This window comes from Cognatishimia sp. F0-27 (assembly GCF_020667845.1).
Classification (GTDB): Bacteria; Pseudomonadota; Alphaproteobacteria; order Rhodobacterales; family Rhodobacteraceae; genus JAFMPQ01.
In genome coordinates, this window is sequence record NZ_JAFMPQ010000004.1 from 155,858 (window position 1) to 169,831 (window position 13,974).

General features: G+C 60.3%; 13 protein-coding genes and 2 pseudogenes. 8 read left to right on the forward strand and 7 right to left on the reverse strand.

What is annotated here, in order from left to right; genetic code table 11:
- Positions 1 to 8: 8 nt before the first annotated feature.
- Genes J1C49_RS04155 through J1C49_RS04170 form a run of 4 tightly spaced genes read right to left on the reverse strand, consistent with a single transcriptional unit; the run spans position 9 to position 4,589 of the window.
- On the reverse strand, positions 9 to 1,571 hold the full coding sequence (locus tag J1C49_RS04155) for an extracellular solute-binding protein (protein WP_227444539.1): 1,563 nt from the start codon (positions 1,569 to 1,571) through the stop codon (positions 9 to 11).
- A 29-nt stretch (positions 1,572 to 1,600) separates the two neighbouring features.
- A complete protein-coding gene (locus J1C49_RS04160) occupies positions 1,601 to 2,482 on the reverse strand; it encodes a carbohydrate ABC transporter permease (RefSeq protein ID WP_227444540.1) in 882 nt (293 codons plus the stop codon).
- Positions 2,483 to 2,494: 12 nt separating this feature from the next.
- Entirely contained in the window at positions 2,495 to 3,508 is a 1,014-nt protein-coding gene (locus tag J1C49_RS04165; RefSeq protein ID WP_227444541.1) for a sugar ABC transporter permease, read from the reverse strand.
- Between the two features lie 4 nt (positions 3,509 to 3,512).
- Positions 3,513 to 4,589 carry an ABC transporter ATP-binding protein gene (locus J1C49_RS04170; RefSeq protein WP_227444542.1) on the reverse strand — a complete coding sequence of 359 codons (1,077 nt, stop codon included), beginning with the start codon at positions 4,587 to 4,589 and terminating at the stop codon, positions 3,513 to 3,515.
- A 160-nt stretch (positions 4,590 to 4,749) separates the two neighbouring features.
- Between J1C49_RS04170 and J1C49_RS04175 the strand changes: the two genes are divergently transcribed.
- The 8 genes from J1C49_RS04175 (at position 4,750) to J1C49_RS04210 (ending at position 12,658) form a co-directional block, all read left to right on the forward strand.
- The gene (locus J1C49_RS04175; RefSeq protein WP_227444543.1) at positions 4,750 to 5,442 is read left to right on the forward strand and encodes a GntR family transcriptional regulator; all 693 of its coding nucleotides are present in this window, start codon (positions 4,750 to 4,752) and stop codon (positions 5,440 to 5,442) included.
- 67 nt (positions 5,443 to 5,509) lie between these two features.
- Positions 5,510 to 6,883, forward strand: a complete 1,374-nt coding sequence (locus J1C49_RS04180; protein ID WP_227444544.1) for an MATE family efflux transporter — start codon at positions 5,510 to 5,512, stop codon at positions 6,881 to 6,883.
- A 37-nt stretch (positions 6,884 to 6,920) separates the two neighbouring features.
- On the forward strand, positions 6,921 to 7,748 hold the full coding sequence (gene kduI / locus J1C49_RS04185) for a 5-dehydro-4-deoxy-D-glucuronate isomerase (protein ID WP_227444545.1): 828 nt from the start codon (positions 6,921 to 6,923) through the stop codon (positions 7,746 to 7,748).
- Positions 7,745 to 8,500 carry a 2-dehydro-3-deoxy-D-gluconate 5-dehydrogenase KduD gene (gene kduD / locus J1C49_RS04190; RefSeq protein WP_227444546.1) on the forward strand — a complete coding sequence of 252 codons (756 nt, stop codon included), beginning with the start codon at positions 7,745 to 7,747 and terminating at the stop codon, positions 8,498 to 8,500. The genes kduI and kduD overlap by 4 nt, the downstream gene beginning before the upstream one ends.
- Positions 8,497 to 9,633, forward strand: a complete 1,137-nt coding sequence (locus tag J1C49_RS04195; RefSeq protein ID WP_227444547.1) for a Gfo/Idh/MocA family protein — start codon at positions 8,497 to 8,499, stop codon at positions 9,631 to 9,633. The genes kduD and J1C49_RS04195 overlap by 4 nt, the downstream gene beginning before the upstream one ends.
- Entirely contained in the window at positions 9,630 to 10,856 is a 1,227-nt protein-coding gene (gene manD / locus J1C49_RS04200) for a D-mannonate dehydratase ManD (RefSeq protein WP_227444548.1), read from the forward strand. Before J1C49_RS04195 ends, manD begins: the two co-directional genes overlap by 4 nt.
- Complete coding sequence (locus J1C49_RS04205; RefSeq protein ID WP_227444549.1) at positions 10,856 to 11,899, forward strand: Gfo/Idh/MocA family protein; 1,044 nt, start codon at positions 10,856 to 10,858, stop codon at positions 11,897 to 11,899. Before manD ends, J1C49_RS04205 begins: the two co-directional genes overlap by 1 nt.
- 351 nt (positions 11,900 to 12,250) lie before the next feature.
- Positions 12,251 to 12,658, forward strand: a complete 408-nt coding sequence (locus J1C49_RS04210) for a hypothetical protein (RefSeq protein WP_227444550.1) — start codon at positions 12,251 to 12,253, stop codon at positions 12,656 to 12,658.
- A gap of 14 nt (positions 12,659 to 12,672) precedes the next feature.
- On the opposite strand, the gene J1C49_RS04215 is transcribed toward J1C49_RS04210, so the two are convergent.
- From J1C49_RS04215 to J1C49_RS04225, 3 genes and pseudogenes are all read right to left on the reverse strand, one after another.
- Positions 12,673 to 13,419, reverse strand: coding sequence for a KilA-N domain-containing protein (locus J1C49_RS04215; protein ID WP_227444551.1), 747 nt, complete (start codon positions 13,417 to 13,419; stop codon positions 12,673 to 12,675).
- A gap of 245 nt (positions 13,420 to 13,664) precedes the next feature.
- Positions 13,665 to 13,883 (reverse strand): annotated as a pseudogene (locus tag J1C49_RS04220) (transposase); the annotation flags it as partial.
- 3 nt (positions 13,884 to 13,886) lie between these two features.
- Positions 13,887 to 13,974: pseudogene (locus J1C49_RS04225) on the reverse strand (IS5/IS1182 family transposase); the annotation flags it as partial.

Genomic DNA, 13,974 nt, shown 5'->3' on the forward strand with positions numbered 1-13,974 from the left:
GGGAGGAGTCAGTTGGTGCCGTATTGACGGTCGTAGGCGGACTGCATGACGGCGAGCAGGTCCTGCATGCCCATGTCGTCCAACTGGGCGAGATAGGCGTCCCAATCGGCCATCACGTCCCCATTGCCGAGGATCCAGCCCTGTTGACGCTCCAGCATGTAGTCACGGATGCTGCCCCAGGTGCGGTCGTAGACTTTCTGTTCGTCCGCCGTGAACGCCACGCCAAGGAAGTCAGGGATCAGGTAGTCGCCCTGCTCATAGAGCTCGATTCCGGCCAGGGCGAATTCGTTCGTCCACTGGATTTCGTAGTTGTAATCCTGGAAATACCCGCGCGCCTGAAGCTGGGCGCCGTCCTGATAGAGCGAACGGTTGACCGGCCCGCGTGCGAGGAATTCCTCGGTGAAGATCGGTTCGCCGTCGACCATCTCGTAGTGGTTGCCCTCTACGCCGAAATTCGCCAGACGACGCCCTTCTTCCGTGAACCAGAAGTCGAAATACTTGATGGTTTCGACAACGTGCTCGTTGGTGTAGCCGATGGCCCAGCCGTCGGGCTTCACAAGAATGCGGCGGTGCTCTTCGATGCGCTTGCCGCTGACGGATGCGGGCGGTGCCATGGCCTCGAACGCAAACCCTTCGATCTCGGAGGACAGGCTGTTGTAGCCACCTGTCGAGGCGAACCAGTCATGGGTCGACCCGCCAAGGTTTTCAGACAGAAGGAAGTCACGAGCCGAGGAACCGCGGGTGAAGATTTCCGCGTCGATCAGGCCATCCGCATACCAGCGGGCCAGGTTGCTGATGCCGTCGCGGTAACCTGCGCCGATATAGCCGTGGCTGATCTTGCCGTCTTCGACAAGGAAGTCGTGATAGGTGTCCGACCCATGCGCGCGTCCGTCCCAAAGGGTGACGAGGCGGATGAGTTCCGGCCACTGGCGGGCAAAGAACGGCACTTCGTCCGCTTCACCATTGCCGTTGGGGTCTTGGGTCTTGAAGGCGCGCAGGACCGCTTCGTACTCTTCCACGGTCTGTGGCATCTCGAGGCCGAGCGCATCCAGCCAGTCCGTGCGGATCCAATAGGCGCGGCCGTATTTGCCATCGGGCAGGTAGGGCACGTAATACATCTGCCCATCGGCGGCCTTCACGGCGGCTTCGATATCGGGACGTTGGGCGTAGTAGGCCGCGATGTTGGGGGCGTGCTCGGCGATCAGGTCGTTGAGCGGGAGAAACGCGCCTTCGGGGCCATACTGGTTCACGAAATCCCTGATCCGGCTGGAGCCGACGATGTCGGGGATGGTGCCCGATGCCAGCATCAGGTTCAGCGCTTCGGTGCGGCCCGTGTTTTCGTCGGTCCGCATGTTGGCGCCGACCGTGTCGTTGAGCAGGTGGATCCCCGTCATCTCGCGGGCGGCCTGTTCGACCGGCCAATCCTCTTCGTAGATCGGGTAACGGGCGTGGTTCATCTGGATCGTCAGTTCCAGAGGCTCTTCCACGATCCGGAGATGGCCATCCGCGAAAGCGGGTGTCGTGATGGCACTGCCTGCAAGCAAGGCCGCCGCTAGGCTCAGTTTACGCATAAGATTTCCTCCCATTTGCGATTTCGTGATTATTCTTTGACGCCTCCGAGCAGGATGCCCTTCTCGAAGTATTTCTGGATGAACGGGTAGACGATCAGCACCGGGATGATCGAACAGACGATGATGGCCGCGGTCACGGTTTCGGCGCTGAAACCGGCGGCGGTCTGGACGATGGCGAACTCGTCATCGTCGCTGAGGTTGCTGATCGTGTGGCGCAGGAACACCTGCAGCGGGATCTTGCTTTCGGATTGCAGCAGCACCATGGCCCAGAAGAAGCCGTTCCAGCGGGCGACGATCAGGAACAGGGTTATCGTGGCGATGGCGGGCTTGCTGAGCGGAATGAACACCTTCCACAGCACCTGAAAGTCATTGGCCCCGTCCATGCGTGCGGCCTCTTCAAAGCTTTGTGGAATGGATTCGAAGAAGTTGCGCAGCAGGATGATATTGAAGGCGTTGATCGCGAAGCCAAGGATGATGCCGAACATGCTGTCCAGAAGCCCCAGATCGCGCATGTTCAGGAAGAACGGGATCAGACCGGCATTGAACCACATCGTGAACGCGATGAAGAGGTTGAAGAACCGCCGTCCCTTGAGCTGCGGACGCGACAGGGCGTAGGCGCAGGGGATGATGAACAGCAGCGACATGACCGTGCCACCGATCGTGTAGATGAAGGTGTTGCGGTAGCTGATCCAGAACTGCGGATCCTTCAGGATATAGCCATAGGCTTCAAGCGTGGCATCGATGGGCGTCAGCACCACCTTGCCTGCCTGCGCCGCAAAGCCCGAACTGAACGATACCGCCGCGATGTAGATAAACGGATAGAGCGTCGCGGCGGTGAACATGCCGATCAGGACAGAGACGATGATGGCGAAGAACTTGTCGCCACGCGAATAGAGGTTCCAATTCATCATTGCCTGATCCTCCTACCAGAGCGACGTGCGCGAGAAGCGGCGCGACAGGGTGTTGGCAGTCATCACCAAGACGAAGGCGACAACAGCGTTGAAGAGGCCGGCGGCGGCAGCGAGGTCATACTGACCGGACTGGAGGCCCTGGCGGTAAACCCATGTGTTGACCACATCCGCCGTTTCATAGGTGGACGGCTGGTAAAGCAGGATCACAAGCTCGAACGAAACTTCCATGACGTTGCCGATCCGGATGATCAGCATGATCAGAATGGTCGGCAGGATGGACGGAATGGTGATCTTCCACATCATCTGCCAGCGGTTCGCCCCATCGACCACGGCGCTTTCATAGAGCGACGGGTTCACACCGGCGATCGCGGCAAGGAACACGATGGAGCCAAAGCCGGCCTCCTGCCAAATCCCCGTTCCGACAAAGATCGGGCGGAACCATTGTGGCTGTGTCAGGAAGTAGACAGGATCATAGCCGAGCCAGCTGATGAAGGTGTTGATGATCCCGGCAGTTGGCGAAAAGGCCGTGATGACGATACCCGCAATGATCACCGACGAGATGAAGTGCGGCAGGTACACGATGGTCTGTGCAGTCCGCTTGTAAGAGGCGTGCAAGACTTCGTTGAACATCAAGGCAAGGATGATCGGAGCCGGAAAGCCGAAGATCAGATTGTAAAAGCTGATGGTGATCGTGTTGCGCACCGCGCGAATGAACTGATCGTTCGAGAAGAGCGTCTGGAAATGTTCCCAGCCGATCCATGGGCTGCCCGCGACACCCCGGAAGATTGAGTAATCCTTGAAGGCGATCTGGAGCCCGTACATGGGCTTGTAAAGAAAGACGAGAAACCAGATGATTGTCGGCAGAAGCATCGCGTAGATCTGCCATTCCCGTCGGAAGTGATCCAAGACCGTCACCCACTTCTTGTCGGGTGTGCGCGTCTGCCTGCGGTCGCGGAGCGCCTCGGAGGCCTCGACAACGACCTCTTCTACCGGAATGCCGCCGACGTCGGAGTTGCGATCTGACATGGTCTCAGCCCCCCACGTTCAGGGCGCGGCCGGTTTCGGCATCAAACAGTTTTACGAGGTGGTGCGGCACATGCACGGCGCTGACCCCCTGCAAATGCGTGATGTCGCCATTCGTGTCGGCCTTGAACACAAGGTGATCTTCGCCATGGCGGGCATGCAGCAATGCCTCGGAGCCAAGTGGCTCGACCAGATCGAGGTTGATGGGCAGTGTGGATGATGCGCTCTCGGCTTTCAGCGTCACATGTTCGGGGCGGATGCCCACGATAACATCGCGCCCCGCATGTGCTGCAACCGATCCATTGATCGCAATTTCCGCGTCACCGACCCGTGCACCCGTTTCCGTCAGTGTGCCTTTCATCTGGTTCATCGGCGGAGAGCCAAGAAAGCCCGCAACGAAGGTATTTGCTGGGTGGTTGAACAGTTCCATCGGTGTTCCGATCTGCTCGATCCGGCCGTCATTCATCACGACGATGCGGTCGGCCAGGGTCATCGCCTCGACCTGGTCGTGGGTCACATAAACGGATGTGACGCCCAACCGGTTGTGCAACCGTTTGATCTCGGCCCGCATCTGCGTGCGCAGCTTTGCATCGAGGTTCGAAAGCGGCTCGTCGAACAGGAACACCTTGGGGTGGCGCACGATCGCGCGGCCCATGGCGACGCGTTGGCGCTGACCGCCTGACAGGTCGGCGGGACGACGGTCAAGGTAGGGGGTCAATCCGAGGATTTCGGCGACATCGTCGATCGTTGTCTTGATCTCGTCCTTTGGCATTTTGCGAATGCGCAGGCCGAAGGCCATGTTGTCGGCCACGTTGAGGTGCGGGTAAAGAGCGTAGTTCTGGAAGACCATGGCCACATCGCGGTCTTTCGGCGCGACCCGGTTCATCCGGCGCCCGTCGATCATGAGGTCGCCATCGGTGATTTCTTCCAGCCCGGCGATCATGCGCAACGTTGTGGATTTGCCGCATCCGGAAGGACCGACCAGCACCACAAATTCCTTTTCCGCTACGTCCAGATCAATGCCGTGGACGACTTGCAAAGCTCCGTACGCCTTGACGATCCCACTCAGATTCACACCGGCCATCGTGTCCTCCCTATGGCGCATTGGCGACGGGTGAACCGTTTCCGGCGAATCACACGTCTGCAACTGGTATACTAGTAAAAAAACTGCAATACTAGTCTGGTATACTAGTTTGCCATTCTGTATACGTTGTCTAGCTATTGCCTCGAGGAGGAGGTTCACGATGGTCAGAACACTTGCGCTGTCAGAGCGCCGCACGAGCGTGGATGACATCTTTGATGCCCTTCACGAGCAGATCGTCACGCTGCAACTCAAACCCGGTGACCGCATTTCAGAGGCAGACATCGCGGCCCAGTTCGGCGTCTCGCGCCAGCCGGTGCGCGATGCGTTCAGCCGCCTAGCGAACCTTGACCTTTTGCTGATCCGGCCACAGCGGGCGACCGAAGTGCGCCGCTTCTCCATGCGCCAGATCGAGAAGTCCCGTTTCATCCGCGCGGCAATCGAGACCGAGGTGCTGCGACGCAGTGCGGCGCAATGCGACGACACCGGCGCCGAGATGTTGAACGCCGCGCTCGACGCGCAGGAAGCCGCCGTTGCGGCCTCGGACGTCGAGACGTTTGGCACTCTGGATTACGAGTTCCATAAGACACTCTGCGTCATTGGAGGGGTCGAATATGCTTACGATGTGATCTTGGAGGAAAAAGCCAAGGTCGATCGGCTCTGCATGCTTGGACTCGAGAAAGAACAGCGGATGCCCGAACTGGTCGAGGACCATCGCGCCATTGCCCATGCGGTGGTCAACCATGACACCGATGCAGCCATCGCCGCCGGCATGAAGCACCTGTCGCGCCTTGACGCCACGATCGAGCGGATCAGTGCGACCAATGCCAATTATTTTGAACGCGCTGACACCTGACACCTGACAACAACGGGACCGGTTCGCCGGCTGACAGATTCAGGGCGCGCAGTTACGGAACCGGTCGATGACCACGACGACAGATCAGACAGGGAGCGAGTCGGCCCCCGGGGCGCGGCATGTGTTTGCCCTTGCGTGGCCCATGACGCTCAAGGCGATCTTTTTGCACGGAACGGTCGTTATCGACGGTTTCCTGTTGTCGTCGCTGGGTGAATCGGCCTTGGCCGCCATGGGGTTGGCGGCGGCTCTTGGCGGGATCGTCCTCGGCGTGATCTTTGCCTTCTCCCATGCCATGCAAATCCGCACCGCGCAGGCCTATGGCAGCGGCGATCAGTTGTTCCTCAAATCGGTCCTCGCTTCGGGTCTCACCGTCAGCCTGAGTATCGGCATCCTTGGCGTCGGGCTCATCTTCACCTTTGGTGGCATCCTGATCGCGAGCCTTGCCCCCACTGCCGAGGTCGCAGAGCAGGCACAGCTCTACCTGTCGATCTTCTCGATCGTCATTCTTGGAGAGGCCATCGGTCAGTGCATTGCGAGTTTCTTTAACGGATGCAGCCGCACCAAACTGCCGCTCTATGGCTATCTTCTGTCGGTGCCGATCAACGTCGGCAGCAGCATTGTTCTGATCCACGGCCTTTTTGGCATGCCGGCGCTGGGCGTGGCCGGCGCGGCGCTGGGCAGCGCCATCGCGATCACGGTTCAAACCACGTTCTGGACTGTGCTTCTGCTGCGCAGCAGCGGCCATCTGCGCCGCGTCGCGGGCTGGCATAACACCCGCTTCGCGCCAACCATCAAGCGGCACATCCGCTTCTCCCTTCCGATTGCGGCAACCTTTGTCAGTGCCACGTTGGCCACCCATGTTTGTTCGCTGATCTACGCGAACATGTCGCTCAACGGCTTCGCGGCCATGACCCTGATCGCGCCGTGGAACCTGCTGGCCGGACAGGTCGCGATGCAATGGACACAGGCGACGGGAATTCTCGTGGCGCAGCTTCTGGGCAAACGCACGCCGGAGGCCGTGCTGGATCGCTTCCTGTCTCGCGCCTGGATGGGGGCCTTCATCGCGGCGGGAGTGGTCTCGATGATTTTTCTGGCCATGTGCCTCTCGCTCGACTGGATCTATCCGAACCTCGAGCCCGAAACCCGCGCGATCTTGTTCGGCTTCCTGCCAATTCTGCTGATCATCCAGTTCCCTCGCGCCACGAATGCGATCTGTGGCAACACGCTGCGCGCGGCAGGCGACACAATCTATGTCATGCACATTTTCATCTGGGCGCAATGGGCGTTCCGCGTGCCCGCCACAGCGCTCTTCGTGCTGTATCTCGACCTTTCGCCGTTCTGGATCCTCTCCCTGTTCCTTTGGGAAGAGATCCTGAAATTCCCTGCCTTCCATCGTCGCCTCTGGCGCGGCGATTGGAAACGGTCCGACGTCGCGGCCTGACCGTTGCACGCCATCCATGCATCACGAGGAGAAAACGATGCTCAAGACCAACCTTCGCCGGGCCATTGATCCGCGTCATGCCAAGACATTCGACACCACACAGCTGCGGGACGAATTCCTGATCAGCACCCTGTGGGCCGACGATGAAGTCTGCCTGACCTATTCGCAATACGACCGAATGATCGTCGGCGGCGCCACGCCCAAGTCCGCTCCCCTTGTCATCGATGGCGTCGACCAGACAGGCACGCCATCCTGGCTCGACCGGCGCGAAGCGGTTCTGGTCAACCTCGGCAGCTCCGGCACGGTCGAGGCTGCCGGCGAAACCTATGACATGGGGCGCTGCGACACGCTCTATCTTGGCATGGGGTCCGGTGCCGTGACGGTTTCGGGGCCGGATGCGCATTTCTACATCATCTCGGCGCCCGCCCACCGCGCGATCCCCGCGCGACTGATCACGATCGACGACGCGGCACAGGTGCCCTTGGGCGACCGGGACACCTCCAATGAGCGGGTGATCTATCAGTTCGTGCATCCGGCAGTGATGGAAAGCTGCCAGATCGTGATGGGAATGACCAAGCTTGGCAAAGGGTCCGTCTGGAACACCATGCCCGCCCATTACCATGAGCGCCGGTCAGAGGCGTATCTCTACCTCGACCTCGATGAAGGGCAAAACATCGTTCACCTGATGGGCGAACCCGACGAGACGCGCCACTTGATCGTGCGCAACGAACAGGCGGTTTTGTCGCCGCCATGGTCGATCCACTGCGGCGCGGGCACGGCGTCCTACGCGTTCATCTGGGCGATGGCGGGCGACAATGTGGACTATACCGATGTGGACATGGTCGCGATGGAGACCCTGCGATGAACCGGTTTTCCCTCGATGGCACCCGTGCCTTCGTGACGGGGGCAAACACCGGCATCGGGCAGGCTATCGCGATTGATCTGGCGGCCCATGGCTGCCACGTCATCGCTGTGGGCCGGTCGTCGATGGACGACACGCTGGCCAAGGTCGCACGGGCGGGCGGGAAAGCCGACGCGCTGAAAGCGGACCTTGGCACGGTTGCCGCTGCGCGGGCTGCTTTCGCAGAAGCGGAAAAGGCGTTCGGCCAGATCGACACGCTGGTCAACAACGCCGGCATCATCCGTCGCGCAGACAGCCTCGAATTCTCGGAAGAGGACTGGGATGCGGTGATGGATATCAACCTCAAGGTCGTGTTCTTCCTGTCCCAGGCCTTCGCCAAATCCCGGGTCGGGGCAGGGCAGGGTGGCAGCATCATCAACATCGCCTCGCTTCTGTCGTTTCAGGGCGGTATCCGCGTGCCATCCTACACAGCGTCAAAAAGCGGCGTGGGGGGGCTGACCCGGATCCTGTCCAACGAGTGGTCCGCCAAGGGGATCACGGTCAACGCCGTGGCGCCCGGATATGTCGTCAGCAACAACACAACCGACCTGCGCAATGACCCTGAGCGCAACAAGGCGATCCTCGACCGCATCCCGCTGGGCCGCTGGGCGGACCCGGAGGATATCGCCGGAGCCGTAACCTACCTTGCCTCTCCGGCTTCGCGCTATGTGACGGGGATCACCCTGCCGGTTGACGGGGGCTGGCTCGGCAGATGAGTGGGCTCCGGGTTCTTGTCGCCGGCACCGGCTTTGCCGGAAAAGGCCATGCCCAGGCGTTCCGCGCCGCAGGGGCGGAGATTGTCGGCATGGTCGGGCGGACGGATCATGTGGTGCGTGACGTGTCGGCGGAGCTTTCCATCCCCTGTGCAGGGACCGATTGGCCGGCGGCCCTTGCGGCTCTCAAGCCTGATGTCGTGTCCATTGCGACCCCCGGCGGGGCGCATTACGAGCAGATCAAAGAGGCCATCGCGGCCGGTTGCCATGTCTTCTGCGACAAACCGATGACGACCGATGGGGCCAGCGCCACCGCGCTTCACGAACTGGCACAGGCGAAGGGCGTCAAGACGGCCTATGCCGCAAGCTTTCAATACACGCCCAGCGTTCAGCACGCCAAACGCCTCATCGCCACGGGCGCAATAGGCGAGCCGACCGAGATCGAGAGCATCTCGCATTTCAACCTCGAGCGCGGAATTCCCTTTGGCTGGTCGCACCGCGCGGAAGAGGGCGGCGGGCGGCTCAACAACAATTTCACGCATTCCCTTGCCATCGCGCAGACCCTGATCGAGGGCGACATCCTGCAAATCGCCGGCGACGTCCGCGACGATCTGGGCCGCGCGCCCAAGGTCGAGGGTGTCCACGATTTTACCAAACGCCGCGCCTTCATCCCGGAAAACCTTGACGATCCCGCGCTGGAATGGGGCGAGAGCAATGTCGAATGGTCCTACACGGTCATGGCGCGGTTGCGCAGCCCTTTGGCCAGAAAACCCGTCTCGGTCCTGTTCAAGCACGGCGGATTGGTGCCGCGCTTCCATGACGATCATATCGCGATCTACGGGACCAAAGGCGCGATCTTCCTGACGGGGCATTATGGCGCCGGCACGCTTTACTGGCATGACGGGAGCAGCTGGATCGAAACTCCGACACCCGATGACATCGCGCAGAGCGTGCCGGCAGGGCTCGGCGAAACCGAACAGTGCTGGCATGTGCTGACCGCAATTTTTGTCCGGGATATCGATGGACAGGATGTGCCCGCCTATCCGACCTTTGCCCAAGGCGCGCTCTATCAGCGTCTCATCGACCACATCCGGGCATCCGGCAACTGGACCGACGTGAACGGAGGATGCGCATGAAAATCACCGATGCAAAGGTCTTTGTGGGTGGCCCCGGGAAGAACTACGTCACGCTCAAGATCATGACCGACCAAGGCGTCTACGGGCTTGGCGACGCGACGCTGAACAATCGCGAAACGCTGCCCGCGGCCTATCTTCGCGATTATCTGATCCCCAACCTCATCGGCATGGATCCGCGTCGCAGCGAGGATATCTGGCAGTTCTTCTATCGCGGGGCCTATTTTCGGCGCGGTCCGATCGCCATGGCTGCGTTCGGCGCCATTGACATGGCGCTTTGGGACATCAAGGGCAAGCTGGCAAACATGCCCGTCTATGACCTTCTTGGCGGCAAAAGCCGCGAGGCCGCGCTGGTTTACGCCCACGCCACCGGTGCCGATTTGCCAGACCTGATGGACAGCATCGCGCGCTATATCGAGCAGGGCTACAAAGCCGTACGTGTGCAATGCGGCATTCCCGGAATGCCCACTGCCAGCTACGCCGTGCCCGACGAGACAGGATCGACGGGCGACTACATCACCGATTTCAGCGGCATCCGCCCCAAGGTCGAGATTTGGGACACCGACCGCTACCTGCGCTTCATGCCCGCTGCCTTGGCAGACATCCGTGACCGCTTCGGGCCGGATCTGAAAATCCTGCACGATGTGCATCACCGCCTGCTCCCGCGCGAGGCCGCCGCTTTTGCAAAGGCGGTCGAACCCGTCGGGCTTTATTGGCTCGAAGACCCGACGCCGGGGGAGGATCAGGAGGCGCTGCGGCTGATCCGGCAGCACGCGACCACCCCCATTGCCATCGGCGAGGTCTTCAACTCGATCTTCGACTGCAATCGCCTGATCGAGAACGAGCTGATCGACTTCATCCGCATCGCCGTGACCTATGCGGGGGGCATCACCCATGCACGTCGTATCGTCGATCTGGCTGGTCTGCATCACGTGCGCACAGGCTTCCATGGCGCGCCCAGCCACTCACCCATCTCGATGGCGGCGCAGCATCACATCAATGCATGGGCACCGAATTTCGGCATTCAGGAATACCTCGTCCTTGGCACGCCGGAATGCGATGCCTTGTTCCCGTCGGAGCATCGGCTGGAGGATGGCTTGTTTCATGTCAGCGACGCCCCCGGTCTGGGCGTCGATTTCGATGAGGCCGAGGCAGCACGATACGCATACCAGCCGGGCAGTCATCCCGTCGTCAGGCTCGAAGATGGGACGCTTTGGAATTACTGATGAGCAAGACCGGCAACCCGATACCCACAGGCGTCGCATTGATCGGCGCGGGCATGATCGCCAGGACCCATGTTGAAGCGCTCTCGGCCATGGGCGACGCTGTGCGGCTCGTGGCAATCGTCTCTCGAAACCCGGATCGTGCGCGGCCGCTGGCCGGGTTCTATGCCGGAGACGCGCCAGTCTTCACGTCCGACCTGGCCGCGGTGGCTGCCGACCCGGAGATCGACATTGCCATTGTCGCGACACCGCCCAGCGTGCGCGAGGCGGTGATCGGCCCGCTGGCACGGGCGGGCAAGCACATTCTGCTGGAAAAGCCCGTTGCGCGGACAGTGCAGGAAGCCGAAGAGGTGATCGGGATCTGCGATCGTGCCGGTGTCTCCCTCGGTGTCTTGTTCCAGCACCGCAAACGGGCACCGTCCATCGCCGCCGCGCGCCTTGTCCAGAGCGGCACCCTCGGCGCGCTTGGGCTGGTCGAAATCGCCGTGCCGCTTTGGCGCGACCAGTCCTACTACGACGCGCTGGGCCGTGGCACCTATGCCCGCGACGGCGGTGGCGTGATGCTGACCAACGCGATCCATTCCATTGACCTCGCTCTCAGCCTTGCCGGACCGGTGACGCGTGTTCAGGCCATGACGGCGACAACCGTTCTGCACCGGATGGAGGCGGAAGATTTTGCCGTCGCGGGGTTGCATTTTGCCAACGGGGCGGTCGGATCGCTCATCGCCGGAACGGCGATGTTCCCCCACCGCACCGAAGTGATCCGGCTTCATTTCCAGCGGGCCTCGCTGCGCATCGACAAGACCGCCCTCACCGTCGATTGGCGGGATGGCAGGCAAGATGTCGATGAAGGGCCTGCGATGTCCCCGACGGGCGGCAAGCATGTATGGCATCAGGCCGTGATCGAGGATTTCATCGACGCGCTCCGAACCGGCAAGCCGCCGATGGTCACAGGCCGTGAAGCACAGCGGTCGCACCGGGTTATCGAAGCGATCGAAGCCTCGTCCAGAACGGGACGCACGGTCGACCTGCCAAGGAACATCTGAACAAAGAGGGATATCACCGAGCGCCTCGGTGATCTGGCAGGCCGACCACATCGCCCGCGCCATATCTGCGGGCGCTATCGATCCCCCAAGCGGGCGCTCTGTTCGGAAAGCCTGCATTATTCACGGGGTTCACGTCCTGGTCTTGTGGAAGTTTACGTTCCTCTGAACGATCCACTTGGGCAGAATGAGGGCGGAGAGTTTCCCTTCGCCGCGCCTGGACCCAACGACGGATTTGCGGGACAAAGCCGACCTTCGCCGCAATGTCCGTTTTCAGTTTATTTCCGGCCTTATGTATCAAACGCACCAAGAACATATCTGAACAAACGGCCCGCGTGAATCCATAGTGCGGGGATGCAGAACACGATACACGGACTGATCAAAAAGCGCGGCGAAATAGCGGGCCAGCACAAGGCCGCAGCAAAGGCGCTGGACGCCCTCAAAGCCGATCTGGACGCCATAGACCGCGCACTGGTGCTGTGTGGCTATGAGGACGACCCAAAGGCCATTGCGCCACGCGGGAAGTACAAGCAGCTATTCGGGCGCAATGAGTTGAAGCTGACGATCATCAACATGCTACGGGAAGCGCCTGCGGATGATGAAGCGATAGCGGCGCAGATCATCGCGTCGAAGGGCTGGGGCGATGATGTTCATGCCGATGTACTAAAGCGGGTGCGTCACGCCATCCAGCGGCAGCAGAAAGACGGGCATGTGGTGCAAGACTTTGGGCCAGATGGGTGTTTGTGGAAGCTGGCCCCGTAGGGCCAGCAAGGGCGCTAAGCTGCGTCAGGTTTCGGCAGCAAGAACGGCAAGTACTCTAGAGCCTTTGGGTCTTTAGTTTCAAAGTACCCTTGCGCTTTGTTGGGCAGCCACACCTCGAAAAAGTGAGCACGAAACGCCGGAAGCAGTTCGTTAGGGTACGCTTTCGGATAGACAACACGACCGTCTTCGAAGTCATGGCGATAAGTTGGCAACGCATCGGTGTTTATGTGCAACTCCTCTCTGAGGAACTTGCAGAACATCCGTCCTTCAGAAATGTCGGGCAGCATGTTCTCTGGCAGAACATAGCCGCGTGATTCCATCGGCCCGATTAGGCCGATCATCATTTCCTGAAGCATTGACCAATGACCATACGGAACGTTTTGCAGATTGGTTGTATAGCGCTTCAGGTGGTAGCTGTAACCGCTTTGTGTGCCTTGGCCGCTGAGCCAGTCGTATACCCACTTGCTGACCTTCACTGCGAACTCTGGCGACAACCATTGCGCGAGGTGGATTGCGACCTGCGGATGAACCCAAGTGCCTTGGATTCGAGGATCGCCACCTTTTACCGACTTAATCAGTTCCGATATGGGGATTCCCATATCGGCCTCTAGAGCGGCCAAGAAGGCTTTTGTGTGTGCAAGGCGGTTATAATCAGCCCATAGCTTCCCTGCGATACGACACATTGCGGTAGCGTTGATGTAGCCATCGGTGGCCCTTTGCTGGACCGGGCTACCTTGAACTTTATGCTCGATAAGTTTCATCGAGTACTGCATAGCGTTGCGCCTCCTAGCGCGCCGCGCCGCAGCAATTCCGCTTGACGAGCCTTGATTCCAAGGACTATTGCAAGCATACTGTGAATGGGAGGAAGCGCTGCGGCGCTGATTTTCAGAATATATGGGCCGGGACGATCTGTGGTGGTGAATCCCGGTCCAACCCATTAAATCCCGACAATACACTGCGGCAATCTGTCGTTCAAGCGTAGCGAGTTCTCGTTGCGTTCTTCTCGCTACGCCGCGCGCTGCCAGTAACCTTTCCACTGCCGGGAAACAGGTGCAGCCATGGAACTGCTGACCACGATCTGCGCCAGCGTGCCGTTGTCAGTGCGGCGGTTGTCCTCAAGCCACGCGGCGTGGTTTGCGTACTGGTAGAGGTACTGGGGGCTAACGTGGTGGTGCTGGCCCGATACCATGCGGCGCAGGCGGGAGAAGTAGCTTTCTACCATGTTAGGTCATGTTGACAAAAGACGCAGCCAGAGGCGGATGGACGTGATGTCTATGAAGCCGAGGAAACTTTCAGCGGTCTTGTCGTAGCGGGTT

What these genes read in the sequence shown, in the direction of transcription:
- kduI (WP_227444545.1), top strand. Translation starts at nt 6,921, where the DNA reads ATGCTCAAGACCAACCTTCGCCGGGCCATTGATCCGCGTCATGCCAAG.
- J1C49_RS04170 (WP_227444542.1), bottom strand. Translation starts at nt 4,589, where the DNA reads ATGGCCGGTGTGAATCTGAGTGGGATCGTCAAGGCGTACGGAGCTTTG.
- manD (WP_227444548.1), top strand. Translation starts at nt 9,630, where the DNA reads ATGAAAATCACCGATGCAAAGGTCTTTGTGGGTGGCCCCGGGAAGAAC.
- J1C49_RS04205 (WP_227444549.1), top strand. Translation starts at nt 10,856, where the DNA reads ATGAGCAAGACCGGCAACCCGATACCCACAGGCGTCGCATTGATCGGC.
- J1C49_RS04160 (WP_227444540.1), bottom strand. Translation starts at nt 2,482, where the DNA reads ATGATGAATTGGAACCTCTATTCGCGTGGCGACAAGTTCTTCGCCATC.
- J1C49_RS04175 (WP_227444543.1), top strand. Translation starts at nt 4,750, where the DNA reads ATGGTCAGAACACTTGCGCTGTCAGAGCGCCGCACGAGCGTGGATGAC.
- kduD (WP_227444546.1), top strand. Translation starts at nt 7,745, where the DNA reads ATGAACCGGTTTTCCCTCGATGGCACCCGTGCCTTCGTGACGGGGGCA.
- J1C49_RS04180 (WP_227444544.1), top strand. Translation starts at nt 5,510, where the DNA reads ATGACCACGACGACAGATCAGACAGGGAGCGAGTCGGCCCCCGGGGCG.
- J1C49_RS04165 (WP_227444541.1), bottom strand. Translation starts at nt 3,508, where the DNA reads ATGTCAGATCGCAACTCCGACGTCGGCGGCATTCCGGTAGAAGAGGTC.
- J1C49_RS04210 (WP_227444550.1), top strand. Translation starts at nt 12,251, where the DNA reads ATGCAGAACACGATACACGGACTGATCAAAAAGCGCGGCGAAATAGCG.
- J1C49_RS04155 (WP_227444539.1), bottom strand. Translation starts at nt 1,571, where the DNA reads ATGCGTAAACTGAGCCTAGCGGCGGCCTTGCTTGCAGGCAGTGCCATC.
- J1C49_RS04215 (WP_227444551.1), bottom strand. Translation starts at nt 13,419, where the DNA reads ATGAAACTTATCGAGCATAAAGTTCAAGGTAGCCCGGTCCAGCAAAGG.
- J1C49_RS04195 (WP_227444547.1), top strand. Translation starts at nt 8,497, where the DNA reads ATGAGTGGGCTCCGGGTTCTTGTCGCCGGCACCGGCTTTGCCGGAAAA.